Source organism: Streptococcus sp. Marseille-Q5112 (assembly GCF_916700555.1).
Classification (GTDB): domain Bacteria; phylum Bacillota; class Bacilli; order Lactobacillales; family Streptococcaceae; genus Streptococcus; species Streptococcus symci.
Genome location: NZ_CAKAKP010000005.1, coordinates 111,529 through 137,626 on the forward strand (window position 1 = coordinate 111,529; position 26,098 = coordinate 137,626).

Consider the following 26,098-nt stretch of genomic DNA (forward strand, 5'->3'; position numbering starts at 1 on the left):
ATCTAGTCTTAAAGTTTTCTTAAACGAAAACTAAAACAAAAAAGGAGGAATGACAATAATGAGTATCGGAATCATTATTGCGAGCCACGGCGAATTTGCTGCGGGTATTCATCAGTCAGGATCTATGATCTTTGGTGAACAAGAAAAGGTTCAAGTTGTAACCTTTATGCCAAATGAAGGTCCTGATGATTTATACGCTAAGTTTAATAACGCTGTTGCTGCATTTGACGCAGAAGATGAGGTTCTAGTTTTGGCTGACCTTTGGAGTGGATCTCCATTTAACCAAGCTAGTCGCGTGATGGGAGAAAATCCTGAGCGTAAGTTTGCCATCATCACAGGACTTAACTTACCGATGTTAATCCAAGCCTATACAGAGCGCCTCATGGACGCTACAGCAGGTGTGGAAAAAGTCGCTGCGAATATTATCAAAGAAGCCAAAGATGGCATCAAAGCTCTTCCAGAAGAGTTAAATCCAGTTGAAGAAGTTGCAAGTGCTGCAGCTGCTCCTGTAGCCCAAGCTGCTATACCAGAAGGCACTGTTATCGGAGATGGAAAACTCAAGATTAACCTTGCCCGTCTAGACACTCGTTTACTTCACGGTCAGGTTGCAACTGCTTGGACTCCAGATTCAAAAGCAGACCGTATCATCGTTGCTTCAGACAACGTTGCCAACGACGACCTTCGTAAAGAATTGATTAAACAAGCGGCTCCAAATAATGTCAGAGCCAATGTGGTTCCAATTCAAAAATTGATCGAGGTTTCAAAAGACCCACGCTTTGGAGAAACACATGCCCTTATCTTGTTTGAAACACCTCAAGATGCCCTTCGTGCCATCGAAGATGGCGTGCCAATCAAGACCCTTAACGTAGGATCAATGGCTCACTCAACAGGTAAAACAATGGTCAACAACGTTTTGTCTATGGACAAAGATGACGTTGCTACATTTGAAAAAATGCGTGACCTCGGTGTTGAATTTGACGTACGTAAAGTACCAAATGACACCAAAAAAGATTTGTTTGACTTGATTAACAAAGCCAACGTTCAATAATAGACATTAAACTATAGAAGAATTCTAAGAAAATTTTTCACTTTATTATCATTAAATAGAAAAGGAATAAAACCATGTCAGATATTTCAATTATTTCTGCTGTCTTGGTTGTAGTTGTTGCCTTCCTTGCAGGTCTTGAAGGTATCCTCGACCAATTCCAATTCCATCAACCAATCGTCGCATGTACGCTTATCGGACTTGCAACTGGTAACCTCGAAGCAGGGGTTATGCTTGGTGGATCACTTCAAATGATCGCCCTTGGTTGGGCAAATATCGGAGCTGCCGTAGCTCCTGACGCTGCCCTTGCATCTGTTGCCGCAGCAATCATCTTAATCAAAGGTGGTAACTTTACTACTGAAGGTATCGCCGTTGCAACAGCAACAGCTATCCCTCTTGCCGTAGCTGGACTTTTCTTGACTATGATTGTTCGTACAATCTCAGTTGGTTTGGTTCACACTGCAGATGCTGCTGCTAAAGAAGGAAATATTGCGGCTGTTGAACGTGCTCACTTTATCGCACTTCTTCTTCAAGGTCTTCGTATCGCTATCCCTGCAGCCTTCCTTATCGCTATCCCTGCTTCTGCCGTTCAAGATGCTCTTAAATTGATGCCAGACTGGTTGAACGGTGGTATGGCTGTCGGTGGTGCTATGGTCGTTGCCGTTGGTTACGCTATGGTTATCAACATGATGGCAACTCGTGAAGTATGGCCATTCTTCGCAATCGGTTTTGCTTTTGCTGCCATTTCTCAATTGACTTTGATTGCCCTTGGTGTAGTCGGTGTTGCCCTTGCCTTCATCTACCTTAACCTTTCAAAACAAGGTGGTAACGGTGGCGGCGGAGCTGCGACTTCTAACGACCCAATCGGTGATATCCTAGAAGACTACTAGAAAGGGGAACAATCATGACTGAAAAACTTCAATTATCAAAATCAGATCGTAAAAAAGTTTGGTGGCGTTCACAATTCCTTCAAGGTTCTTGGAACTACGAGCGTATGCAAAACTTGGGTTGGGCTTATTCGTTGATCCCAGCTATCAAAAAATTGTACACTACTAAAGAAGACCAAGCTGCTGCTCTTGAGCGTCACCTTGAGTTCTTCAACACTCACCCATACGTAGCTGCTCCAATCATGGGGGTTACTCTTGCACTTGAAGAAGAACGTGCTAACGGTGTTGAAATCGACGACGCTGCTATCCAAGGGGTTAAAATCGGTATGATGGGACCTCTTGCTGGTATCGGTGACCCAGTATTCTGGTTTACAGTTCGTCCTATCCTTGGAGCTCTTGGTGCATCACTTGCTGCATCTGGTAACTTGGTTGGTCCACTTCTCTTCTTCTTCGGATGGAATGCGATCCGTATGGCCTTCCTATGGTACACACAAGAGTTTGGTTACAAAGCTGGATCTGAAATCACTAAAGACATGTCTGGTGGTATCTTGAAAGACATCACTAAAGGAGCTTCTATCCTTGGTATGTTCATCCTTGCTGTTCTTGTACAACGTTGGGTATCGATCAACTTCACTGTTAACCTTCCAGGTAAACAATTGGCTGAAGGTGCCTACATCAACTTCCCAGAAGGAGCTGTATCAGGTGCTGAATTGAAAGGTATCCTTGGACAAGCACTTGGTGGATTGAGCCTAGATAAGATTCAACCACAAACCCTTCAAGGTCAGTTGAATTCATTGATTCCAGGATTGATGGGACTTCTCCTTACTTTCCTTTGCATGTGGTTGCTTAAGAAAAAAGTATCACCAATCTCAATCATCCTTGCACTCTTTGCAGTAGGTATCGCAGCTCGTTTCTTCGGTATCATGTAATCAAAAAACTCAAAAGGAACCAGGTTCTAAGCCTGATTCCTTTTTTCTATGCTTTTATACTCTTCGAAAATCAAATTCAAACCACGTCAGCGTCGCCTTACCGTACTCAAGTACAGCCTGCGGCTAGCTTCCTAGTTTGCTCTTTGATTTTCATTGAGTATTATTCTGCCAAGGCTCCCATTGGATCCCATGGTGCAAGTACGATTGGTTCTGCTTCATAGGCAGCTTGTTCTTCGGCTGTCAGCAATTCTTTGCGAACAACGATTTGGTAAGTGTATTCGTCCATCCAAGCATCTGAGGCAACAAAGTAACCATCTGTACCGACCTTGTCTCCCCATGAGTTTTCAACCTTCCACTTGGTTGACTTGCCATTTTCGTCCAAATCAACACCTGTCAAGACCATAGCGTGAGTCATCAAGCTTTCGCTGTAATCCAAACGTCCAGCCTTGTCTTGAGTGAGTTTAATGTCCATGCTTGATTCAAAGTCATAAACATCTGTCGCAAGGATTCCAGCTTTACGGTTGCTGAGCTGACCAACATCAGAACCAAACCAAACAGTCTCACCTGCTTGCATTTGAGCAATAGCCAATTCTTTCAAGCGCTCCATCGGCACGTTGATATAGCGAACTGCACGGCTACCAACCACATTTCCCAACATCTCAACTGTGTAAGATTTGCCGTAAGGCTTGTCAGCAGTTGGAGCATTGATAACAGAAACATAATCTTCTAGAGGAAGATTGACATATTTCTTGTAAAACTCTTGTGGTGTAATGCCCTTTTCACTTTGGTAGTTGTTATCTTTATCGCGATAAGCAAAATCAAATTTACGTGGTGGAAGACCTAGTGACATAGCAAGGAAATTAAAGATTTCTTGCAAGAGGTCTTCTTTCTTAGCTTGAACAGTCGCTTGGTCCGCACCAGAAGTAAGCAAGTCACGCAAAATTTGAGCATCTTGACGAAGCAATTTGTTGAGAATGGCATTTAGCTCACGACTGCTACTAGATGAAACAGATTCAGGATAAACTGACTTAGGCACGACACCGTATTTTTCAAAGAGAGAAACGACCATATCCCATTGACCTCCATCTTGTTGTGGAGTTTGAAGTAGGAATTTAACCTTACGGCTCGTCAAATCTTGGTCTGCAGTCGCAATGACTTGCTCCAAGAACCAGTTTGATTTCTCATACTTGTCCCAGAAGAAGGTGTGGGCCTGTGACAACTCAAAATTTTCCAATTTATATTGTGAAATGAGTTTGTGGCGGAAGGTATTGAGAGCCGCAAACATCCAGCAACGACCAGAAGCCTTCTGGTTGGTTACCTTATCCTTGGTCAAATCCAATGAGAAAACAGGCGTATTGTCTACATGGCTCTGACGACGTTCTAGGGCTGCAAAAATCCCGTTGTGGCTAGCAGCATTTTCAATCGCTTGGTATTTTACGTTTGCTTCATAATTGGCAAATAATTTATCAGTAAATGATTCTTGAATCGCGTTCATAGATTCCTCCTTTTATTCTACAGTCTATTATAACGCTTTTCACAAAGTAAGCAACTGAAAAACATAAAAGGCAAGGACATTGTCCCTCACCTTTTTCTAATATAAACCAATTTAAGCAATACTAGCACGGAGAACTTCTAATTCCTCCTTGGTCAAGCGACGCCATTCTCCTCGCTGCAAGTTCTCATCTAAAACTAAAGTTCCCATAGTCAAACGTTGCAAGTCTACTACTTCCTTGCCACAGTAGCCCACCATACGCTTGACCTGATGGAACTTCCCTTCTGCAATGGTCACACGGATTTGGCTTTGATTCTTTTTTGTATCTACAGACACAAGCTCCAGTCTAGCAGGCTGACAAGTAAAGTCTTTGAGAGGAATACCCTCAGCAAATGTCTCCACATCTCCTTGGGTCATAATTCCCTTGACTTGTGCCTGATAAGTCTTGTCCACATGACGCTTGGGCGAAAGAAGAGCATGGGCAAGCTGGCCATCATTGGTCAAGAGCAAAAGACCATGCGTGTCAATATCCAAGCGCCCGACTGGGAACACTTCCTTGCTCCGAGCCAAGTCATCCAACAAGTCTAGAACGGTTCTGTGCTTAGGATCCTCAGTCGCTGAAATAACCCCTTGGGGCTTGTTCATCATGTAGTAGACAAACTCTTCATACTCCAACACTTGCCCATCAAAGCGAATCTCATCTCTTTCTTCATCAATCTGCAATTTAGCCGACTTTTCTTTTTTACCATTTACCGTCACGCGCCCAGCCTTGAGCAAGTTTTTGACCTCACTCCGACTCCCCACAGCGCAGGCCACTAAAAATTTATCTAATCTCATAGAACTATTATATCATACTCAAAAGGAGGCTGGTACAATGACCAACCTCCTTTTCGTTTCATACTCTTCAAAAATCTCTTCAAACCGCGTCAACGTCGCCTTGCCGTATATATGTTACTGACTTCGTCAGTTCTATCTGCAACCTCAAAACAGTGTTTTGAGCTGACTTCGTCAGTTCTATCTGCAACCTCAAAACAGTGTTTTGAGCTGACTTCGTCAGTTCTATCTACAACCGCAAAGCAGTGCTTTGAGCAGCCTGCGGCTAGTTTCCTAGTTTACTCTTTGATTTTCATTGAGTATCAGATTTAAGAAATTAACTTCCTCGTCTCCAGAAAATCGCTAAGACAATCATGGCACCTAAAATCGCTGGGATAATTGCTGTTCCTGATAAAACTGGCCCCCACGTTCCAAAGAGCAAGTGCCCCAGAAAGGCACCAATCCAACCGAGAAACATTTTCCCAAAGCATCCCATACGTTCTCCACGATTGGTCAAAGTACCTGCTAAGAGTCCCACTAGGAGACCAACAAACATACTTCCTATCATCTTGGCTCCTTAATTTGCCCAATCTCCGTTGCGGAAGAGAGGTACTCGTGTTCCATCCTCACGGATACCATCGATATCCATCTGATTAGAACCAATCATAAAGTCCACGTGAACATCTGAACGGTTAAGTCCCGCAGCTTCAAGCTCTTCTTCGCTCATCTCTGCTCCACCAACGACGCTAGTCGCATAGGCTGCACCGATAGCCAAGTGGTTTGAAGCATTCTCATCAAAAAGGGTGTTGAAGAAGGTAATGCCTGACTGAGAAATTGGGCTTGGATCTGGTACCAAGGCACATTCACCCAAGGCACGCGCACCCGCATTTTTAAAGACAAGATCCTTCATAACCTGATCACCCTTCTCAGCAGTAATATCTACGATTTGGCCATCTTTAAAGGTTACTTTAATGCCTTCGATGATATTTCCATTATAGCTAAGCGGTTTTGTAGAAGTGACATAACCATCTGCACGACGGAAGTCTGGCGCTGTGAAGACCTCTTCTGTCGGCATATTTGGCAAGAATCCTTCTCCCTGCGCATTGATAGCACCAGCTGATTCCCAAACGTGGTTCTTTGGCAAACCAAGTGTCAAATCTGTCCCTGGCGCTGTGTAGTGAAGAGCTGAAAATTGCTCTTTATTAAGCATATCAGCCTTGCTCTTCAAGATAGCTGCATGCTCTTCCCAAGCCTTAACAGGATCTTCTTCATAAACGCGGCAAGTTTTGAAAATTTGGTCCCAAAGGAGATCGACTGCTTCTTCGTCGCTCGCAGCATTTGGAAAGACTTTCTTAGCCCACTCAAGTCCAGCAGCGGCTGCTACAGTCCAGCTAACCTTGTTAGATTGAGTTGCGATACGCATTGGCTTCATGGCAAGTCCCATAGCTTTAGCAGAAGCTGAAAGCTTGTCAGCATCCACTCCGTTCAAGGCACCTGGATCAGATGAACGAACCCCAAGACGGCTAGCTTTGTTCTCTAAAAGATAGTTCATCTCAGCAATCTTGTATTCTGGCACATTGTCCAAACGCTCCATCGGCGCATGGAGGAATTTCTCACGGTTAATGACATCATCTGTCCACTGAACGATAACCTCATGCGCACCCAAGGCATAGGCTTCTTTGACGATTAGGTGAGCTAACTCACGTTGCTCCACATCGATAGAGAGAGCCAAGGTATGACCAGGTTGCACATTGATTCCGTTTGCAACCAATAATTTCGCATATTTTTCTAGATTTTCTTTAAAATTTGGTAAAACCATGTAATTTTCTCTTTTCTATTTTTATTTTTCTTTCAAAGCAGAGAATAATCCTGCTAGTGCAATAGCACCTGACAAGAGTGCTGTTGATAGAAGAATTGTCTGATCAGCAAGTTCTAATTGATATTCAAATACCTTCTCAGCCGGCTTATCTTCCGCAAAAATTCTTAGTTTCATGAAATATCCTCCCTTACTAGTATATCACATATATTGGTATTTTAAAAAACAAGCTTACTGAAGCTTGTTTTTAACTACCTATCCAAGAATTAAAAACGAAATATATAGCTATATTGACATAAAAAAGGCGAGGTGATATTCTATAGATATACACTAAAAAATCCACAGGAGCAAAAAGATAATGGACGAAAATTTTAATAATGAAATTGCAAAACAAGTTACTAGTGCTATTCTGGATAAATACCTTTCACCTATTATTTCCAAAACAACTGACAAATTTAAAACGCTCTACAATGAGGTAAAAATTGATCTAGAAATTCCATTCCAAGCGTATTTGACAAATTCTTATGAAAAATACAGTAAAGTCAAAACGATTATCTACGGAATCGAGCCCAAAAGACTGTATGATTTTTTTGAAGTTCCTTTTTTAGAAAAAGGCTCAGACATCATCAAGCCCACTACAACAAAAATACTAACTAATCTCTCAAAATTTTTAATCATTGAAGGTTCTGGTGGAATTGGTAAATCCACCCTCATGAAACACCTTTTTCTAAGTGAATTAGAATTAAAAGACTATATTCCTATTTTTATTGAATTAAAAGATTTCAACGACGAGGAGCATTTAGACCTTGAAAAATTACTGTTAAAAAAACTAAATCAATTTCACAATACATTTCAAGAAGAATATTTAGATTATGCACTTCAATCTGGATGCTTTTTATTCCTATTGGATGGCTATGATGAATTGTATAGCGAAAACCAAAAAGAATTTTTCAAGAAGTTAAATGATTTTTGTGACAAATATCCTGAAAACCATTATATCCTTTCTTCCAGACCTTATAGCGAATCCGAATTCATTGAATTTCAACGTTTCACAGTTTTAAAAGCTGTTCCTTTTACTAAGGAACAAGCTATAAGTCTTATTACTAAAATTGAATATCCAGATGAGGAACTAAAAGATAAATTTATACGTGATTTAGAGAGTGGTTTATATAATAGACATAAGTCCTTTGCTTCAAACCCTCTGTTGCTAAATATTATGCTCTCCACTTATAATGACTATGCAGAAATCCCGCAAAAATTACACCTATTCTACTATCAAGCCTTTGATACCATGTTCTCAAAGCACGATGCTACGAAAAGTTATCGACGAAAAATGTTATCAAATTTAAGTTCAGATACTTTTAAAGAGTGTTTTGCAATCTTCTGTTTTCTAACATATCAAAAAGCAAAAACAGAGTTTACCTTCCCAGAGATTGAAGACATTTTTAAAAAATTTCCTCCTCGAATTAAAAACGTTCTCAATATAGGCAATTTTATCCACGATTTAGAAAACTGCCTATGTGTACTATACAAGGAAGGAAACAGATACAAGTTTTCCCATCGTTCTTTTCAAGAATATTTTGTTGCTTATTTTCTAAATATACAAACGGATAGCAAAATGCAGGACTACAGCTTTCTTCTAATAGAATCAGGAAAATTTAGCACTAGTGCAGATTCAGTATTTTTTATGTTAGAGGATATGAATACCCTACGCTTCAATAGCAACATATTGATTCCATTATTAGATAAATTTGAAGAATCTAAATCTGATGAAGAAGACTTATTTGAATATTACATTCTCAATTTTCCCGTAAAAATTGAAATTTCTCCTAGCCCTAGAGACTCATCTCTTAGATTAGGATTCTACGAACCAACAGGTAAACTTCAGAGTTTTATTTATTATTTTTTCGACAATACTATTAATTATACATCCTACCGTACAATAGATAATAATCCCCTAATATCATTCTGCGAAGATAATCATTTAATAGAAAAGGTTATAGGACCAGAAGACCTCATTAAAAACAAAGAATTATTGGACTTATTTAAAAAATCTTGGGTCGGTCAACATACACTCTCTCTGACTCATTATAAGCAGAAGCTGATAGAAGACCTAAAAGAAGAGGATATAGTCTTAGAGGATTAGTAATCTAGCCGTTGTATATTTATGTTCACAATTAAAAAATAACAGGATTGTCCAATGTCCTGTTATTTTTTTAATTATCAAACATTGTAAAATTGGTGATAATCTACCTTCTTAAAACAACTCATCAAACAAGCTCAACTGGTTATCCTCTGGCATACTGCCGAGAATCCCCATTTCATCCATCTTTTCAACCAAGGTTGATGAAAGTCCACCACGCTTGCGCAGTTCTGTCTTAGAGAGGAACTCACCCTCTTGGCGCGCACGTACCAGTTGCTTGGCAACGTTCTCTCCCAGACCATCCATAGCCACAAACGGTGGGATGAGAGTGTCCCCATCGATGAGGAATTCGGTCGCATCACTACGATAGAGGTCTAACTTCCCAAACTTGAAACCACGTTCCCACATTTCATTGACAATCTCAAGAGTTGTATAGAGGTCAATTTCCACATTAGATGCTTCATTGTTCTTCCGTTTTTCAGCAATTTCTTCCATTCTACGCTTGATAGCATCTAAGCCCGCACCCATGGTCTTGATATCAAAAGCCTTAGCACGGATGGAGAAGTAAGCACAGTAATAATAAATGGGATGGTGAACCTTGAAGTAGGCCACACGCAAGGCCATCATAACGTAGGCTGCCGCATGGGCTTTAGGGAACATATACTTGATTTTCCCACAAGACTCGATATACCACTCTGGCACCTTGTTGGCCTTCATGGCTTCGATATAGCCATTTCGCTCCTCTTCGGAAATCTTCAACCATAAGCCCTTACGTACCCGTTCCATGATGGTAAAGGCCATCTTAGGTTCGAGACCAGCATGCATGAGGTAAACCATGATATCGTCCCGACAACCAATAACGGTTGATAGGTCAGCAATCCCTTGCTTAATCAAATCTTGGGCATTTCCCAACCACACATCGGTACCGTGGGACAGACCTGAGAGCTGAAGCAACTCCGCAAAAGTCGTCGGATGCGTCTCATCTACCATCCCACGTACAAAGTTGGTTCCAAATTCTGGAATCCCCAGCATGCCCGTCGGTGTTCCGATTTGTTCAGGAGTCACCCCTAGCACATCAGTCCCAGAGAAGAGGGCCATCACGCCTTCGTCATCCATAGGGATTTCATTAGGATCAATCCCAGACAAATCCTGCAATTTCCGAATCATGGTCGGATCATCATGTCCCAGTACATCAAGTTTGAGGACGTTCTCATCGATATCGTGGAAGTTAAAGTGAGTCGTTTGCCATTCAGCCGTCACATCATCCGCTGGATACTGGACAGGCGTAAAATCGTAAACATCCATGTAGTTAGGAATAACAACGATTCCCCCCGGGTGTTGTCCCGTAGTTCGCTTGACACCAGCCGCACCTTGGGCGAGGCGCTCCACCTCTGCATCACGATAAAACTTCCCGTAATCTCTCTCATAGCCCTTTACAAATCCATAGGCAGTCTTAGCAGCCACCGTACCAACCGTTCCTGCACGGAAGGCATATTCTTCACCAAAGATATCACGCACATCCAAGTGGGCGCTAGGCTGGTCTTCTCCCGAGAAGTTCAAGTCAATATCAGGAACCTTGTCTCCATCAAAACCAAGGAAGGTCTCGAACGGAATATCCTGGCCATTTTTACTGAGTTTGTGACCACATTTTGGACAGTCCTTATTGGGCATATCAAAACCGGAACCATAAGAACCATCGGTGATAAACTCGCTGTACTGACACTGACCACAGACATAGTGAGGAGAGAGAGGATTAACCTCCGTAATCCCAATCATAGTCGCAACGAAACTAGAACCAACAGATCCACGAGAACCAACCAAGTAGCCCCGTTCATTAGAGCGTTGCACCAGCATCTGCGAGGCCAGATAAATCACAGCAAATCCATTCCCCAGAATAGAAGTCAATTCTTTTTCAATCCGCAAATCAACAATATCTGGCAGCGGATTTCCATAAATCTCAAAAGCTTTCTTGTAGGTTAATTCAGCGACCGTTTCTTCAGCCTTATCGATAAACGGCGTGTACAAGTCACCCTTAACCACCTCAACCGGTTCAAAAATTTCTGCCAAAGCATTGGGATTTTCAATAACCAGTTTCCGAGCTAAATCTTCTCCCAAGAAGGCAAATTCATCCAACATCTCATTGGTAGTTCTAAAATGAGCTTTTGGCAGAGGAGCTGGTTGGGCATGTTCGCCGTGACCAATGGTACGGTTAATCATCGCTCCCTGACCCAAACTACGGACGATAATTTCACGGTAAATCTCTTCTTCCGGTTCGATATAATGGACATTTCCCGTAGCCAAAACTGGCTTGCCAAGGCGGTCTCCAACCTCTATTAAACTCTTGATAATAGTCTGGAGTTCATCCATATCCTTGACCTGCTCCTTAGCAATCAATGGCGCATAGATAGCAGGTGGCATAACCTCGATAAAGTCATAATACTTGGCCACCTCAACCGCCGCATCTACACCTTGGGAAACAACCGCGTCAAAAACTTCACCTTCAGAGCAAGCTGATCCTAAAATCAATCCCTCCCTATGGGCATCTAGAACCGTTCTCGGAATCCGCGGCACTCCTTCAAAGTACTTGGTATTAGACAAGGAAACCAGCTTAAAGATATTTTTTAGCCCTACTTGATTCTTGACATAAATGGTCGCATGCTTGATCCGAGCTTTTTTATAAGAATCTGGACTAATCAAATCAATATTAAGTCTAGCTAGATCGGTCACACCATGTTTTTCTGCTACCTCTTTGATAAAAATAAAGAGCAGACGACCAGTAGCTTCCGCATCGTAATTGGCCATGTGGTGATGTTCTAAGGCCACACCAAAACGCTTGGTCAAAGGCCCCAAACCATGACGTTTATACTCAGGATAGAGATTTCTAGCAAACTCCAGCGTATCAATAACTGGCTGACTAATCTTTGGCAGACCATGACGCTCATAGTTGGCATTCATAAATCCAACGTCAAAGGTCGCATTGTGGGCAACTAAGACCGTATCCTTGCAGAATTCTTGGAATTCTTGCAAAACTTGTTCCAGTGGTTTGGCATTTTTGACATGGTCATCTGTAATTCCAGTCAACTCAGTAGTAAAAGCTGACAAGGGATGTCCAGGATTGATAAATTCATCAAATTCAGCAATAACATTCCCCTTGTACATCTTAGAGGCCGCAACCTGAATCAAATCATTATAGATAGCTGAAAGCCCCGTCGTTTCCACGTCAAAGACCACGTAGGTCGCTTCCGACAAGTCCATCTCCACTTCGTTGTAGACGATAGGGACACGGTCCTCCACGATATTGGCTTCCATACCATAGATCAGCTGGATTCCCGCTTTCTTAGCCGCCTTATAGCCGTGTGGGAAGGACTGGACATTCCCGTGGTCGGTGATAGCAACTGCCTTGTGTCCCCACTTAGCAGCTGTCGCAACGATTTCTTCAACCTCTGGTAGAGCATCCATGGTCGACATGTTAGTATGAGCATGAAACTCAACCCGCCGTTCTCCTTCTGGCATTAAATCCTTCCGCTCATAGTGAACAACTTCCTGCACATCCTGTACGTTCATAGTCAAATCGCGTGTGAAATTATTCATCTCTACATTCCCACGGACTCGGAGCCAAGAATTTTTCTTAATTAGATCAAATTTCTGAGCCTCTTCCTCGTTCTTAACCCACTTTTGCATCGAAAAACTTGAAGTGTAGTCCGTCATTTTAAAGTTGATCAAAACACGCCCTGTTCTAGTCACTTTTTGCTCCACATCAAATACAACCCCTTCAAAGACCAGACGATTTTCCTCCGTCGTCACTTCGATCATAGGAGTAATCTCTGCCTTATCTAGCTTGGGTTTAGCTGCAGCTTTTTTCGTTTGAAAATCAAAGGCTGGTTTCTCTTCTGCTGGAGGAGGTGCCATCTGTTCTAGTTGTTCCATAGCACGGAGCGCTTCCTCATTGGCAGCTTGAACAATCTGCTCATTTTCAGCATGAAAGGCCTCTTCCTGCTCTTGTGTCAGCACATCATTTTTCTCGACTTGACAATTAAAAGTTGGAAAGCCAAACTTTTCAAGTTGTTTCGCTAAATTAGGAAGATGATTCTTCTTAAAGTGTTCTTTATCAATCGCCTCAGAGCCCTCAATAAAGAGTTGGTTCCCCTCCGCACGAACTTGCAGATTTTGATAAAGGGACTTAAAACCTTGACTAGCACATGGCCCTTCAGAAAAAGCCTCTCTATAGTAGGACTGCAAGAGTTGATTTGAAAATTCTTGAGACAGAGCCTTGATTTCGAAAACAGCTTTATTACCTGTCTTAGAAAATTCTTCCCTCAAACCTTTCTTTAATTCTAAAAAGATTTCAATCGGTAAAATATTAGAAAATACGAAATGAAACTCCCATACCTTACTAATTTTATGAACCACAACTCGCTCAATATCGGCCTGTGCTAAAGCAGGAGCCTGTCTCATTTCAGTAGGTATCCCCAATTGATTCATCAAAATTTCAAAACTATTTGACATTCACTTTCCTCACATTATTCTCCTACTATTTTACCATACTTAGAGGTGTTTTCTAAAGACAAAAGGAAGCCACTTCAAGACAACAAAGAATTTTCTTATGTATATCCTTACTCCTCATTTAAGGATATTTACCTAGGGAAATTAAAAAATCTTCCAAACAGTACTCCCTCCCAAAAAAGTTAGATGAATCATTTATCTAGAGAATGTAGCTCTGTTTTACACATAACGAAAACACCCCGAAAGTTAGGCGGAAAAAATCTAACTTTTGGGGTGCAATTTATTCTTTATAAAACCTGAAAAGAAATCAGTCTCTAACTTCTGCTTTCCCTCTTATGCTTGATAACGTTTCACACCGTCTAGATAGGTTGCTACCAATTCCAAATCTTTATCTAGTACGATAAAGTCCGCGTCATAGCCTTCACGGATTTGTCCACAAACATCATCTATGTGAACAGACTTAGCTGGGTTGAGGCTGGCCATCATGACCGCTTCGTGTGGATTTGCAATACCCCACTCGACTACATTTCTCATACCATCTTTAAGTTTGAGGATAGAACCTGCCAAATTACCAGTAGATTTGAGACGTGCAGTTCCATTTGCTACTACAACAGGGAATTCTCCCAACATATAGTCACCGTCTTCAAGCCCACCAGCTGTCATACAGTCTGTGATGAGAGCAATATTTTCAGTTCCCTTTTGCTTAAGTAAAATCTCACAAGCTTTTGGATCTACGTGATAACCATCACAAATCAATTCTGCGTAAGTATGTGGGAGCTCATACATAGCTCCTACCATACCTAGTTCGCGGTGTGTTAAACCACGCATCCCATTATAGGCATGTACCCATACACTAGCTCCAGCATCAACTGCCTTCTTAGCTTGTTCAAATGTCGCATCTGAGTGTCCAAGTGCAACTGTCACACCTTCACCTGTAATAGTACGTACAAAATCTTCTACCCCATCACGTTCTGGTGCAATAGCGATTTTATTTAGCATCCCTTTTGCAGCATCCTGCCAAGAATGAAACTCCTCAACACCCGGGTCTCTCATATAAGTTGGATTTTGTGCCCCCTTAAAAGTTTCTGTGAAATATGGACCTTCATAATAAATCCCACGAATCTTAGCACCTGTTGCTTCTTTATAATGGTTTCCAAGATTTTCAGTGACTGCAAGCAATTGCTCATAAGTGGCTGTTAAAGTTGTGGGCAAGAAACTGGTAACACCGGTACTAAGAAGTCCTTCACTCATAGTATGCAATGTACCTTCAATGTTGTTGTCCATCACATCTACACCTGCATATCCATGAATATGAGTATCCACAAGACCTGGTGCAATGCTATAACCAGTATAGTCAAGAACCTCTGCTCCTTCAGGAATTTGATCCACATGTTTCCCAAATTTGCCATCAACAAGTTCTAAGTACCCACCGCGACGAATGCCAAATGGATAGAAAAACTGATCCGCTTTAACGTAATTAAGCATAATAATGACCTCCTTAAAAGATTACTTTTGATATTTATTATGTCAATTACATTATAAACTTTTCTGATTCATTTGTAAATGGTATAGACCTATTTTCTAGAGATATTTTAAAAGAGCTGGATGTCTCCAACTCTTCTCTTTTAAATACACGTTATTTTGATTTGACTGGCTTGTCTTGAGCTGTTTGCAAGGCTGTAACAATGGTATCTGCATACAATTTAGCTCCGGCTTCAATTTTGCTAGTGTCACTTCCGAAATGGACTTGGTCTGTTCCTGTCCAGATCTCTGGGTGTTCCTTAGCAACTTGATTCCAATCAGCAACTGTGATATAAGGTGTCTTCTCTGCCAATTCTCTCATATAGGCAGCAGCCTTCTCAACGATCGCGTAAGTCTCTTTTGTCTTATCCCCCTCATAAGGAGTCACCAAAACCATATGGTGGCCCTTAGGAAGATTTTTCACGATACTATCCCAGTCTTCCTTGTAATTTTCAGGATTATTTACCCCAGTTGCAATAACCACCATCTTTGGTAGAAATTTATTCTGGCTATTATTTAGCATGATTTCGTTGGCGGTCTTGGTTGTTCTGCTGACTTGTGCATTAATCTGTGCCCCTGGAAGGGCTGTCTGCAAGGCTGTATTAGCTCTTAATGCTACCGAATCACCAATTAACATAGTGCCATCAGCAATTCCTAAACTATCAGCTTCTGCTCGTTCTGTCATCACCTTTGTCTGGCTAATATTTGTTGCAGCTTGCTTCAAGCCATTGACAGTTAAGTCTGTCTCAAAAGCTCCTACTTGTGGTGCCAACAGAGTTACTAAGAAGACAATGAAGGCCAAAATTCCAGTACTTGCTGCAAGGATTATATGAATATGAGGTAGGGGACGGAGGGTTTGTATAATAGGTATGTCCTTTCCTGCAATCCAAGGTTCCAACACATAAAATGAAAGACTGGCGAATCCATAAGAAAAAATCAAAGTCAGTAACACAGCAAAAAGATTTGATGTCAACTGTGAGAAAATAATGTAGAAAGGCCAATGGAAAAGATAAACCGCATAGCTAGTATCCGCTAAAAAGCTGATCATCTTTGGCTCCTGCACGTTAGGAGTCTTTTCATGTAAGACACGCGCCGCCAGAATCATAGCAAGGGCTGCAAGGCTGGCAAGCAAGAAGCCCATAAGATAGGCAAAGAGATAGGTAAATTTGACAAAGAAGGTCAAAATGAGTAAGAAGCCAAAACCTCCTCCAAAAACTAAAAGAGTCTTTCGTAAATCCCAGATTTTATTCAACTGCTTAACTAAAGAAGTTGTCTGACGAACACCTACAATCGTTGCTAAGATACTTCCCAAAAAGAATGGATAGACATGAGTTAAACTAGAGAAGTAAACAGAAGAATAAGAGGTTACTAGAAAACTACCAATAAACATGGAGAAGAAGCTGATCAAGAAGGCAGCAGCAGATAAGAGAAAGACCATCCCCTTCAACTGACCATTTGATTTAGCCTGTTTAGATAAGAACCAAACTGCCAATCCCCAGAGGATATAGTAGTGAACCTCAACAGCCAAGCTCCAATTATGAACAAACAAATGTGGAATGAACTGAGATTCATAACTCCCACCTGTTAGGAGCTCATAGAAGTTGGTCATGAAGCCTAAGACACCCGCAATCTGACCCCCAATTCCAGCCACATAATCTTGCCGAACTAGAAAAGTAAAGGGCATGGTTACCAAGACCATCAAAACCACAGGTGGCACAATCCGATAAAAGCGTCTCCTAAAAAATCCAACCAAATCAATCTCATGATTTTTAGAAAATTCTTCGATAAGTAGAGCTGTAATCAGGAAACCTGAAAATGTGAAAAAGACATCCACCCCGAAAAATCCTCCAGGAAAGATAGTCTGAAAGAAATGATACAAGAGTACCAGTAGTAAACCTGTAATCCTAATCAAGGAAAACCATTTAATGCGCATACGAGTTTATTCTCCCTTTCATTATACACTTTATTCTATCAAAAAAAGAAGAAAAATCCCAAGAGAAAACTTAGGATTTTTAGCTTATATCAATTCCATTTTAGAAATTACGGCCTGATTTATTATAGCCATATTTTTCAACAAAATACTCACGAAATTCCAAAAGATTGTCATCCATGATGGCTTGTCGCACTTGCTTCATCAGGTTAAGCAAGAAGTAAAGATTGTGGTAGCTAGTCAAGCGGATACCAAAGGTTTCATCAGCCTTGAGCAGGTGACGAAGATAAGCGCGTGTATAGTTCTTACATGTGTAGCAATCACACTCAGGATCCAGTGGCGTAAAGTCCTCAGCAAACTGGGCATTTTTGACAACCAAACGACCTTGACTGGTCATACAAGTCCCATTACGAGCGATACGAGTCGGCAAGACACAGTCAAACATATCCACTCCACGAATCACCCCATCAATCAAGCTATCTGGCGCTCCCACACCCATCAAATAGCGAGGTTTGTTTTCAGGCAACAATTGGGTTGTAAAGTCCAAAACCGCATTCATCTCTTCGTGGGTTTCTCCCACTGCCAAACCACCTATAGAATAACCTGGGAAATCCATGCTGACAAGGTCATGAGCTGATTGGCGACGCAGGTCTTCAAATCCTGCCCCTTGCACAATTCCAAATAATCCTTGGTCATGCGGACGACGATGAGCCTTCAAACCACGCTCAGCCCAACGACTGGTACGCTCGATTGATTTCTTCACGTAGTCATAAGGCTGATAAAACTGGGGACATTCGTCAAAAGACATCATGATGTCTGAGCCTAGATTATTCTGAATAGAGATAGCTTTTTCTGGCGATAGGAACATCTTAGAACCATTGAGATGGTTTTTAAAGGTTACTCCTTCTTCTGTGATATTTCGGCTATCTGCTAGAGAATAAACCTGGAAACCACCACTATCTGTCAAGATAGGCTGGTCCCAATTCATGAACTTGTGGAGACCACCTGCGCGAGCGATGAGTTCATCTCCAGGACGAAGCCAGAGATGATAGGTGTTTGACAGGATAATTCCCGAACCCATCTCCTTCAATTCTTCAGGCGACTGAGTTTTGACAGTGGCTTGTGTCCCAACTGGCATAAACATAGGTGTTGGGAAGGTACCATGGGGAGTGATGATTTCCCCCAGGCGAGCTCCTGTGTGTTTTTCTTTCTTAATCAAACGATATTTGATTGGTGAATCTGACATTTTTTACCTCCGAAGCTGGGAAAGACAGTCCCAGTTCATACTTTGTGCCCAAGGGCATACTGTATGATTTTATCAAAAAAAGCTGGAACTGTCACGAACTATGGTATAATGAGAGAATGAAATACCCAAAAATTGATTTAAAAACCATTCGTCTGCAGGCCAGACAATTTCAATCTGAAAATCCCCGCCTCTTTCTCGTCTATCTCTTACCTAGCATGCTAGTCATCTTGTCTGGCTTCCTCAATCCCTTAGAGCGTATCAACGAGTCTATTTTAGAGCAACCCTTTTTAAGCGTGCTTGGTCATGTATTCCAAGCTTACCTTTTTCCACTATTAGTCTCCTTTATCGGGACTATTCTTCTAACCAGTTCAGTCTACACAACACTTAAACTCATCAAGAATCCTGATACAGAACTATCCGTCAAAAATAGTCTGACTCTCTTTAATGAAGAGCACTTTTCACAAACCTTTTTAACTCTCCTTCTCAAACGCTTCTATCTCTTTTTATGGAGCATTCCTAGTTTGCTCGGGATTTACTTCCTCTTTTACAGTAGCTTTTTAGCCAAGAAATTCGTTGCCCTTCATCCTGAGTTTCCCAATCTGGATCTTACGTCAATTGAAACCGAGCGTTTCCTCATGACATTTGGTCTCTACTTTCTAGCAAGTATCCTCTTGATGATTGTCGGAAATAGTCTCTATATTCCACAATACTATGCCTATTCACAGGTAGAATTTCTCCTCTGTGATACTCTAGATTTAGGACAAGCCAAACCAGGGCAAATACTTAAAACCAGCCGTTTCTTAATGAAAGGTTACAAATTTCAGCGCTTTGTCCTAGACTTACAACTCCTTCCTTGGTATTTCCTCAATTGGATTACCTTTGGGATTGCTAGTTTCTCACTCCTACCCTACATTCAAATCAATAAAATAATTTTTTACCGAGCAGTACTGGCTCGAAAACGTCCAAAAGCTTGAAGGTTTTTCCCTCAAGCTTTTTTCTATCAATGAATTTCTCCGCCTACCAACTTGAGATCCTGATCTCCATATTCTATCATGGCGTCGATTGCCGCTTCTATCCCTCGCCTAATATCCACTAAACTCATAGCTGGAGTAGTCGGCCTATTCACCACCTGTTCCATCATATAAGGAATGTGCATAAAACCTGCCTTAACATGTGGAAATTTCTTCTCTACCAAATAGAGGGCCTGATACATCAAATGATTGCAGACAAAAGTCCCTGCCGTATTGGAAACAGAGGCCGGCAAGCCCTCTTTTTTTATAGCTTGAACCATCGCTTTAATCGGCAGACTACTAAAGTAGGCCGGAGCACCGTCTGGGCGAATGGGAAGGTCAATCGGTTGATTACCCTCATTATCAGTAATGCGTGCATCGTCTTGATTAATGGCTACTCGCTCAGGTGTCAAGCTAGTTCTTCCACCTGCTTGGCCGATACAAAGGACAAAGTCAGGTTGATAACAACTCATCTCTTCTTCCAATACTTGAGCCGATTTGTGAAAGACTGTTGGCACTTCTAACCAACGGACCTCAGCACCATGGATTTCAGCTGGTAAACCTTTAATGGCCTCTAAAGCTGGATTAACCTTTTCCCCTCCAAAGGGCTCAAAACCTGTCACTAATACTTTCATTTCTAACTCCTCAAAACAAATTCAATGAGACTTTTTTCTTAAAAACAAGTATAACATATTTCCCTTATTCTGGAGTGAAAAGGACTAGAGGGGATTAGACCGGCATTAAAGTTTATTTAAAGAGTAAAATACTAATCAAGGCCAAAATAGCTGGTCCACCTTGCTTCAAAATAATTTTCTTATCTGCTGTGAGAGAGCCATAAGCCACAGCACCAATCACAAATAAAACAAAAATAGTCACAATTTCTAAATTCTGTGAGAAATAAATGCCATACAAGAGAAAGACTCCTAGCAGAGCATTATAGATTCCTTGATTTTTAAACAATGAACTTACTGACGGACGAGCCAGTTCTTCCTTATCCATCTTAAAAACACGACTAGTCGCATCTGATTGCGTTGCAATACTTTCCAAATAAAAAATGTAAAAATGCTCCAAAGCAACGATTGTTGCTAAAATGATTGTAATAATTGACATCTATTTCTCCTTTTCTCCTTAAATTTCTATATTCTCAATACCCAAAACCAATTTATTTACTAAACGGCTGAGTTCTGTTCTCTCAGACTCTGTTAAGATACTTTCCATCGCTTCCTTAACCTTGACATGACTCATAGGAGGATTCACCACTAACTGCTCCTTGGCATACTTCGTAGCCTCCACCAACACTTCTCGCTGATTTTCAGGATTGCGATGACGCTCCACTAAACCTTCCTTTTCCAGAATCTTGAAATGTCGTGTCAAGGCGGCCTGATCAATCTTCAAACGCTCCTGAACCGCCATTTGATTACAGGGAGAATTCTCCAATAAAAACAGTAAAATCTGATACCGTGTCAAACTAATCCCAAGTCTTTTTTCAAACAATTGCGTACTCGCTTGCTCAGACAAGCGGAGTTGATAAAGCAGATCTTGAATCTCTATCATTTCTTTTCTCTTTTCGATTGATTCATCAATAATTGACTAATCAAATATAATATAAATTAAAATAGATTGCAAGAATGTTGCTTGAATTATTACAAGATGCTAACTTTCCATTTTCCATTCATATTGATACTCAATGAAAATCAAAGAGCAAACTAGGAAGCTAGCCGTAGGTTGCTCAAAGCACAGCTTTGAGGTTGCAGATAAAACTGACGAAGTCAGTAACCACACCTACGGCAAGGCGAAACTGACGTGGTTTGAAGAGATTTTCGAAGAGTATGACAAAGAAAAAACGAACGAGGCTCGCTTCCTATCACGAAAGCTTCATCTCATTCGTCAAAATGATATTACCAAGTCTGGTTTATCCATTCATTGAAACATGAACGTGATCATAGTGGTTTTCTGTCACGCTACCACGGTCTGGCATTGGGTTCCAAGTATTAGCTGGCCCATATTTGCTATCGAATGGAGCATAGAAACGTTGTTTCCAAATAATGTAACTAATTCCACGGCTGGCCATGTTTTGAATAGCGTATTCCGCAATCTTATCCCCTAGTTCTGAGCTTTCTGGCACCATAAAATCGATAGCCAAACCTTTTCCGTGATCTCCACTATCTCCTGGACGGTAACCACTAAAGGATGTGATGCCAAACAAGTCGGCAATCTCTTCTTTAAAGGCAGCTGTTTGTGGTTGAAGACCTGCATTTTCAGATTTCGCTACCGCAAGTCCAGCATAATCTGGAGCTGCTGGAGCTGCGTAAGTTGCTGAAGTTGTTTTCGTCTCTTCTGGTTGATAAGTAGAAACTGCTGTTGTAGCTTCATTTGATGATGCTTCTTTTGCTTCTTCTGAACTTGTTGCAGTTGTTTCGGTTGCTTTTTCTTCTACTGGCGTTGTAGTTGCTTCCACTACTGGTTCAGCTTGAGGGCTTGCTTGTGTTTCATGCTTATCAGCTGGAGTCGTTGCCTGAGGAGCTGCCTCTGCAACTGCACTACTTGTTTCGGCTGTTTGCTCCTCTGAGACAGAAGTCTCTGTAGATGGTGCCACTTCTTCTGCAGTAGCAACTGTCTCTGCAACTTCTGAATTTGTTGCTACTTCTTTTGTACTTGTATTTTCTACCTCTTTTGGCGCTTCTGCAATCGGTTGAGAAAGGTCTGCAACCTGAACAGTTTGATCATCAATCGTCACTTGATTGGTTGTCAAATCTGCTGTCGCAGTTGTCACTTCTTCACTAGAAGCCGCTTGAGGTGTTTGGATTTCAACTTCCGTTATTTCTTCTGCTTCATTGACAGTCGTTGTCAAAACAGTTTCTGGGAAAATCAAGTCCATATTCGTGATTTTATTCAAATTCGCAAGAACTGTGACATCTACACCCAAGGCTTCTGCAATGGTGCTCAAGGTATCACCATACTGAACGGTATAACTTGTTTTGTTATCCGTTTTAGTCAAATCGTTTTGGATTTGCTCAACACTACGTGCAGTCCAAAGAACTTCTTCTGCTTGAGTTGCCAATACTTGGGCAAATGACAAGGCTACTGTTGAGGCTAATAATATTCTTTTCTTCATTCTTTCAAATTCCTTTCAAATGAGTACCTATCTATCATAACACAAAAAATGCAGAAAAAAAGCCCTCTTGGGCCTATTTAACAGAACTGTCTATTCCTTGTAACAAACTCTGTTACTTGAAACAGTTTGTTAGGTCTCTGTTACAAAACTGACACAATCTTATCGTTCCCAATCCCCAAAAATGTAAGGAATATCTGCTAACCCTTGAATTCTGTGATTTCCTTCATAAGTCGACTCTAAAAAGTTGATACTTTGAATCCCACTATTCTGAGCAAATTCCACATCCAGAGTCCGATCCCCTATATAATAAGTATTATCATGATTCAACTGATACTTGTCTAACAGATAGGTAGCCGCTTCTGAACTAGGCTTGCGCGCAAAGCCACTCTGACTGGTTAAAATCTCCGTGAAATAGGATTCCAAACCCAAGTCTCTGAGAATGGTAAGAGCATTGTCTCCCTTATGAGTGTAAACAAACTGCTGAATTCCTGCTTGGTCTGCCCAAGCTAGCACATCACGCGCACCTGGCATCAAAACTACCTGAGCATTCTTCTCAGCCAGACTCTGGGCACGCACCTGATTTAGCACTTCCACATCTATCTTTCGCTCTTCTGCCACCTGCATAAGTAAATCCTGCACAGAAAACTTGAGGATAAACTCTCTCACCTGCTCCTTATCATAAGGAATAGAAAACTGACCAAAAGTTTCCTCAATCCCTGACAAAATCGCTTCATAAGAGTCCAATAAAGTCCCATCTAAATCCCAAATAAAAGCTGTTTTTTGCATTTCCTATCCTTTCAAGCTCATATAACGCTGGTAACGGTAACGTAGAAATAACCAACGAAAACCATTATCCAAAAGGGTTCCGGCCCAAATACCAGGCAAGCCCCAACCAAGCACAATCCCCATCAGATATCCTGTTCCAATGCGGATACACCACATTCCTATACTTGTCGCATAAAAGGGAAGCCGAGCATTGCCCAAACCCTGCCAGACTGCTGTATAGATGACTGTTCCTATCGTCATAGGAGTACCAAGTAGTGAAAACAGTGTCACTAGCACACTAGCCTCCACCGCTAGAGAATCATTCGTATAGAGATGAGTCAGTGGTATGCCCAAGGCATAGACACTAAGCGTCAAGGGCAACATGAGAAGCAGAGAAAGCCAAAAGGTTTGCTTGCTCAAACTAGCTACTCTTTCCCAATTATCCTCTCCAACTGCTCGGGCCACCAGCATGACCGTTGCCGTAGCTACGCCAAAGGCAGGCATGTAGTTAAACTGGGTCAAGACTTCTCCAACTGCATTCCCAGCAACTGCCTCCGTTCCAAAAGAAACGACCAAGGCAATGATCACGACATCACCAGCCCGCATCATAAGCCGCTCTCCAGCTGCTGGCAAAGCTAAGGTCAATAGTTCCTTATCTAAACCAAAAGTCGGTTTCTCAAAAGGCAACTTTAATTGCGACCATAAAATCACAAGACCTACCAAGCGAGACAGAATTGTCCCCCAAGCAACACCAGCTATCCCCATATCCAGAACAAAAATAGCTAGACTTGAAAAAAGAATATTCAAGGCATTGGATAAAAGACTCACATAGAGGGGCAAACGTGGATTATGCGTTGCACGAATCAAAGCTCCCAGACTAGTCATTAAACCTAAGAGAACAATCGATCCGCCCACCAAGGATAGGTAGAGTCCTCCACTCTCAGCTACATCTCTCTCCGTCCCCAAAAGTCCTATTATCTCTTGCCCAGCGAAGATGGACAAAGCTCCTAAAAGGAAACTTAATAGTAAAGTAATCTTCAAGGCTTCAGTCACATGATAGGCTAACTTCGACTGGTCTTTCTGCCCCAAACTTTTTGAAATAACACTGGAAATAGCAGCTCCCAGAGCGATGAAAATCGCCTGGTAAATCGTGATAATATTGCCAGCTACTGATACACCTGAAATAGCTATCAAGCCCAAGTGGGCTACCAAGTAACTATCCACCATCCCCATGAGCATCTGCAAAAAGTTTTCGCCCATAGCTGGCAAGGCAATATTAAGAATGTCTTTATTTTTCTTAAACAATCCTTCCTCCTGATGAAAAGAAACTCAGTTGGTTTCCCAACCGAGTTTACTCCCTCTGTCTTAAAGTCCTAGATAAGCCTCAACCGCTGCTTGCATGTCAGCAGCTGCCACTGTTGTCTTGTGACGAACAGGAGCTGTTTCAAGTCCATCAACTGCTGGTGGCACAGCCACTCCTGAAATATCATGTAATTGAGCCAAGGCTTCAAAGTCGCCAAGCCCTGATTTTCCAGTTACAGCTTCTACTGCAACCACTGGGAACTTGTATGGACTCGCTGTTGAAGCAATCACTGTCTTAGTCACATCGCCAGTAGCCGCTTGGTATTTCTTATAAACTGCCGAGGCAACCGCCGTATGTGGATCCTCGATATAAGAATCTGACTCATAAACACGCTTGATTTCTGCCGCTGTTTCTTCCTCAGTCGCATATTCAGCTGCAAAGAGGTTAAGAATCTCTGCATCAAAGTCTGTCAACTCATATTGTCCTTGCTTGTTCAAGGCATTCATGAGTTCAGCTGTTTTAGCCGCATTATTACCCAAAAGGTGGAAAATGAGACGCTCCAAGTTTGAAGATACTAAGATATCCATAGATGGGCTAGTTGTTACCTTAAACTCACGCTTCTTATCGTAAACACGTGTCTTGAAGAAGTCTGTCAAAACATTGTTGTCATTTGAAGCACAGATTAATTTACCAACTGGAAGACCGATTTGTTTAGCATAAAAGGCAGCCAAGATATTTCCAAAGTTTCCTGTTGGTACTGTGAAGTTGACCTTATCACCAGCCACAATCTCACCAGACTTAACAAACTGAGCATAGGCATAAACATAATAAACAATCTGTGGCACCAAACGACCGATATTCATAGAGTTTGCTGATGAAAATTGTAACTTGTTGGCCGCTAATCTTTCACGAAGAGCCACATCGTTAAACATATGCTTCACATTTGTTTGCGCATCGTCAAAGTTACCATCAATGGCGATAACATGAGTATTATCACCAGTCTGAGTGGTCATTTGCAACTCTTGTACCTTGCTGACACCATCCTTTGGATAAAAGACGATAATCTCAGTACCAGGAACATCCGCAAACCCTGCCATAGCGGCTTTCCCAGTATCACCAGATGTCGCTGTTAAGATGACAATCTTGTTCTCCAAACCATGCTTCTTAGCAGCTGTTGTCATAAAGTATGGCAAAATAGACAAGGCCATATCCTTAAAAGCAATTGTTGAACCATGGAAAAGTTCCAAGTTATATTGACCGTCTAATTTCACCAAAGGCGCAATAGATGGAGTATCAAATTTGCTATCGTAGGCATTGTTGATACAGTAGTCCAACTCTTCAGCTGTAAAGTCATCTAAAAATGCTGACAAAACAATCTTAGCAACTTCCTGATAAGAAGCATCTTTCAATTTGTCAAAGTCCAAATCTACCTTTGGATAAGTAACCGGTGTAAACAAACCACCGTCCGTCGCCAAACCTTGCAAAATAGCTTGGCTGGCAGTTACTGTATTGTTGGCATCACGCGTTGATTGATAAACTAATGTCATTACTCTTTATCCTTTATCTATAGTCTCTTCCAT

The 26,098-nt window shown here is 41.6% G+C and carries 22 protein-coding genes; 6 read left to right on the forward strand and 16 right to left on the reverse strand.

Going from position 1 to position 26,098, the window contains the following annotated elements; translation table 11 throughout:
• Window positions 1–58: 58 nt before the first annotated feature.
• The 3 genes from LG372_RS05145 to LG372_RS05155 all read left to right on the forward strand — a co-directional run bounded on the left by LG372_RS05145 (window position 59) and on the right by LG372_RS05155 (window position 2,861).
• Window positions 59–1,048 carry a PTS sugar transporter subunit IIB gene (locus LG372_RS05145; RefSeq protein ID WP_225742280.1) on the forward strand — a complete coding sequence of 330 codons (990 nt, stop codon included), beginning with the start codon at window positions 59–61 and terminating at the stop codon, window positions 1,046–1,048.
• Window positions 1,049–1,122: 74 nt separating this feature from the next.
• A complete protein-coding gene (locus LG372_RS05150; protein ID WP_001280328.1) occupies window positions 1,123–1,935 on the forward strand; it encodes a PTS mannose/fructose/sorbose transporter subunit IIC in 813 nt (270 codons plus the stop codon).
• Between the two features lie 14 nt (window positions 1,936–1,949).
• Entirely contained in the window at window positions 1,950–2,861 is a 912-nt protein-coding gene (locus tag LG372_RS05155; RefSeq protein ID WP_042749980.1) for a PTS system mannose/fructose/sorbose family transporter subunit IID, read from the forward strand.
• Between the two features lie 160 nt (window positions 2,862–3,021).
• Here the strand turns inward: LG372_RS05155 and pepC are convergent, their stop codons facing one another.
• From pepC to LG372_RS05180, 5 genes are all read right to left on the reverse strand, one after another.
• Window positions 3,022–4,356, reverse strand: coding sequence for an aminopeptidase C (gene pepC / locus LG372_RS05160; RefSeq protein WP_125430961.1), 1,335 nt, complete (start codon window positions 4,354–4,356; stop codon window positions 3,022–3,024).
• A gap of 111 nt (window positions 4,357–4,467) precedes the next feature.
• A complete protein-coding gene (locus tag LG372_RS05165; protein ID WP_225742281.1) occupies window positions 4,468–5,190 on the reverse strand; it encodes a pseudouridine synthase in 723 nt (240 codons plus the stop codon).
• 313 nt (window positions 5,191–5,503) lie between these two features.
• Complete coding sequence (locus tag LG372_RS05170; protein WP_094753056.1) at window positions 5,504–5,734, reverse strand: GlsB/YeaQ/YmgE family stress response membrane protein; 231 nt, start codon at window positions 5,732–5,734, stop codon at window positions 5,504–5,506.
• Between the two features lie 9 nt (window positions 5,735–5,743).
• The gene (locus LG372_RS05175) at window positions 5,744–6,985 is read right to left on the reverse strand and encodes an aminopeptidase (protein ID WP_094753057.1); all 1,242 of its coding nucleotides are present in this window, start codon (window positions 6,983–6,985) and stop codon (window positions 5,744–5,746) included.
• 21 nt (window positions 6,986–7,006) lie between these two features.
• Window positions 7,007–7,159 carry a hypothetical protein gene (locus LG372_RS05180; protein ID WP_000776626.1) on the reverse strand — a complete coding sequence of 51 codons (153 nt, stop codon included), beginning with the start codon at window positions 7,157–7,159 and terminating at the stop codon, window positions 7,007–7,009.
• Window positions 7,160–7,340: 181 nt separating this feature from the next.
• On the opposite strand from LG372_RS05180, the gene LG372_RS05185 reads away from it, so the two are divergent.
• On the forward strand, window positions 7,341–9,128 hold the full coding sequence (locus tag LG372_RS05185) for an NACHT domain-containing protein (RefSeq protein ID WP_225742282.1): 1,788 nt from the start codon (window positions 7,341–7,343) through the stop codon (window positions 9,126–9,128).
• 111 nt (window positions 9,129–9,239) lie between these two features.
• Here LG372_RS05185 and LG372_RS05190 read toward each other — a convergent pair whose 3' ends face one another.
• From LG372_RS05190 to tgt, 4 genes are all read right to left on the reverse strand, one after another.
• Window positions 9,240–13,631: a PolC-type DNA polymerase III gene (locus tag LG372_RS05190; RefSeq protein WP_225742283.1), complete on the reverse strand. Its 4,392-nt coding sequence runs from the start codon at window positions 13,629–13,631 to the stop codon at window positions 9,240–9,242.
• A gap of 330 nt (window positions 13,632–13,961) precedes the next feature.
• A complete protein-coding gene (nagA, locus tag LG372_RS05195; protein WP_225742284.1) occupies window positions 13,962–15,113 on the reverse strand; it encodes an N-acetylglucosamine-6-phosphate deacetylase in 1,152 nt (383 codons plus the stop codon).
• A 151-nt stretch (window positions 15,114–15,264) separates the two neighbouring features.
• Window positions 15,265–17,082, reverse strand: coding sequence for an acyltransferase family protein (locus LG372_RS05200; RefSeq protein WP_225742285.1), 1,818 nt, complete (start codon window positions 17,080–17,082; stop codon window positions 15,265–15,267).
• Between the two features lie 100 nt (window positions 17,083–17,182).
• Window positions 17,183–18,325, reverse strand: a complete 1,143-nt coding sequence (tgt, locus tag LG372_RS05205) for a tRNA guanosine(34) transglycosylase Tgt (RefSeq protein ID WP_001285237.1) — start codon at window positions 18,323–18,325, stop codon at window positions 17,183–17,185.
• Window positions 18,326–18,441: 116 nt separating this feature from the next.
• Between tgt and LG372_RS05210 the strand changes: the two genes are divergently transcribed.
• The gene (locus LG372_RS05210) at window positions 18,442–19,299 is read left to right on the forward strand and encodes a DUF975 family protein (RefSeq protein ID WP_061590014.1); all 858 of its coding nucleotides are present in this window, start codon (window positions 18,442–18,444) and stop codon (window positions 19,297–19,299) included.
• A gap of 26 nt (window positions 19,300–19,325) precedes the next feature.
• Here LG372_RS05210 and pcp read toward each other — a convergent pair whose 3' ends face one another.
• From pcp to LG372_RS05225, 3 genes are all read right to left on the reverse strand, one after another.
• Window positions 19,326–19,970, reverse strand: a complete 645-nt coding sequence (pcp, locus tag LG372_RS05215) for a pyroglutamyl-peptidase I (protein WP_061590013.1) — start codon at window positions 19,968–19,970, stop codon at window positions 19,326–19,328.
• Between the two features lie 112 nt (window positions 19,971–20,082).
• Window positions 20,083–20,445 carry a DUF1304 domain-containing protein gene (locus LG372_RS05220; RefSeq protein ID WP_225742286.1) on the reverse strand — a complete coding sequence of 121 codons (363 nt, stop codon included), beginning with the start codon at window positions 20,443–20,445 and terminating at the stop codon, window positions 20,083–20,085.
• Window positions 20,446–20,463: 18 nt separating this feature from the next.
• The gene (locus LG372_RS05225; RefSeq protein ID WP_225742287.1) at window positions 20,464–20,889 is read right to left on the reverse strand and encodes a MarR family winged helix-turn-helix transcriptional regulator; all 426 of its coding nucleotides are present in this window, start codon (window positions 20,887–20,889) and stop codon (window positions 20,464–20,466) included.
• Between the two features lie 133 nt (window positions 20,890–21,022).
• On the opposite strand from LG372_RS05225, the gene LG372_RS05230 reads away from it, so the two are divergent.
• On the forward strand, window positions 21,023–21,262 hold the full coding sequence (locus LG372_RS05230; protein ID WP_225742288.1) for a hypothetical protein: 240 nt from the start codon (window positions 21,023–21,025) through the stop codon (window positions 21,260–21,262).
• Here LG372_RS05230 and LG372_RS05235 read toward each other — a convergent pair.
• The 4 genes from LG372_RS05235 to thrC form a co-directional block, all read right to left on the reverse strand.
• On the reverse strand, window positions 21,248–22,450 hold the full coding sequence (locus LG372_RS05235; protein ID WP_225742289.1) for a LysM peptidoglycan-binding domain-containing protein: 1,203 nt from the start codon (window positions 22,448–22,450) through the stop codon (window positions 21,248–21,250). The genes LG372_RS05230 and LG372_RS05235 overlap by 15 nt on opposite strands.
• A gap of 159 nt (window positions 22,451–22,609) precedes the next feature.
• Window positions 22,610–23,236, reverse strand: coding sequence for an HAD family hydrolase (locus LG372_RS05240; protein WP_225742290.1), 627 nt, complete (start codon window positions 23,234–23,236; stop codon window positions 22,610–22,612).
• 3 nt (window positions 23,237–23,239) lie between these two features.
• Window positions 23,240–24,520 carry an MATE family efflux transporter gene (locus LG372_RS05245; RefSeq protein ID WP_033688021.1) on the reverse strand — a complete coding sequence of 427 codons (1,281 nt, stop codon included), beginning with the start codon at window positions 24,518–24,520 and terminating at the stop codon, window positions 23,240–23,242.
• A 60-nt stretch (window positions 24,521–24,580) separates the two neighbouring features.
• On the reverse strand, window positions 24,581–26,065 hold the full coding sequence (gene thrC / locus LG372_RS05250; protein ID WP_115904660.1) for a threonine synthase: 1,485 nt from the start codon (window positions 26,063–26,065) through the stop codon (window positions 24,581–24,583).
• Between the last annotated feature and the right edge of the window lie 33 nt (window positions 26,066–26,098).

Bases quoted from the DNA above. Each gene is read 5' to 3' on its own strand.
- LG372_RS05145 (WP_225742280.1), top strand. From the start codon at position 59: ATGAGTATCGGAATCATTATTGCGAGCCACGGCGAATTTGCTGCGGGT.
- LG372_RS05150 (WP_001280328.1), top strand. From the start codon at position 1,123: ATGTCAGATATTTCAATTATTTCTGCTGTCTTGGTTGTAGTTGTTGCC.
- LG372_RS05155 (WP_042749980.1), top strand. From the start codon at position 1,950: ATGACTGAAAAACTTCAATTATCAAAATCAGATCGTAAAAAAGTTTGG.
- pepC (WP_125430961.1), bottom strand. From the start codon at position 4,356: ATGAACGCGATTCAAGAATCATTTACTGATAAATTATTTGCCAATTAT.
- LG372_RS05165 (WP_225742281.1), bottom strand. From the start codon at position 5,190: ATGAGATTAGATAAATTTTTAGTGGCCTGCGCTGTGGGGAGTCGGAGT.
- LG372_RS05170 (WP_094753056.1), bottom strand. From the start codon at position 5,734: ATGATAGGAAGTATGTTTGTTGGTCTCCTAGTGGGACTCTTAGCAGGT.
- LG372_RS05175 (WP_094753057.1), bottom strand. From the start codon at position 6,985: ATGGTTTTACCAAATTTTAAAGAAAATCTAGAAAAATATGCGAAATTA.
- LG372_RS05180 (WP_000776626.1), bottom strand. From the start codon at position 7,159: ATGAAACTAAGAATTTTTGCGGAAGATAAGCCGGCTGAGAAGGTATTT.
- LG372_RS05185 (WP_225742282.1), top strand. From the start codon at position 7,341: ATGGACGAAAATTTTAATAATGAAATTGCAAAACAAGTTACTAGTGCT.
- LG372_RS05190 (WP_225742283.1), bottom strand. From the start codon at position 13,631: ATGTCAAATAGTTTTGAAATTTTGATGAATCAATTGGGGATACCTACT.
- nagA (WP_225742284.1), bottom strand. From the start codon at position 15,113: ATGCTTAATTACGTTAAAGCGGATCAGTTTTTCTATCCATTTGGCATT.
- LG372_RS05200 (WP_225742285.1), bottom strand. From the start codon at position 17,082: ATGCGCATTAAATGGTTTTCCTTGATTAGGATTACAGGTTTACTACTG.
- tgt (WP_001285237.1), bottom strand. From the start codon at position 18,325: ATGTCAGATTCACCAATCAAATATCGTTTGATTAAGAAAGAAAAACAC.
- LG372_RS05210 (WP_061590014.1), top strand. From the start codon at position 18,442: ATGAAATACCCAAAAATTGATTTAAAAACCATTCGTCTGCAGGCCAGA.
- pcp (WP_061590013.1), bottom strand. From the start codon at position 19,970: ATGAAAGTATTAGTGACAGGTTTTGAGCCCTTTGGAGGGGAAAAGGTT.
- LG372_RS05220 (WP_225742286.1), bottom strand. From the start codon at position 20,445: ATGTCAATTATTACAATCATTTTAGCAACAATCGTTGCTTTGGAGCAT.
- LG372_RS05225 (WP_225742287.1), bottom strand. From the start codon at position 20,889: ATGATAGAGATTCAAGATCTGCTTTATCAACTCCGCTTGTCTGAGCAA.
- LG372_RS05230 (WP_225742288.1), top strand. From the start codon at position 21,023: ATGAAAATCAAAGAGCAAACTAGGAAGCTAGCCGTAGGTTGCTCAAAG.
- LG372_RS05235 (WP_225742289.1), bottom strand. From the start codon at position 22,450: ATGAAGAAAAGAATATTATTAGCCTCAACAGTAGCCTTGTCATTTGCC.
- LG372_RS05240 (WP_225742290.1), bottom strand. From the start codon at position 23,236: ATGCAAAAAACAGCTTTTATTTGGGATTTAGATGGGACTTTATTGGAC.
- thrC (WP_115904660.1), bottom strand. From the start codon at position 26,065: ATGACATTAGTTTATCAATCAACGCGTGATGCCAACAATACAGTAACT.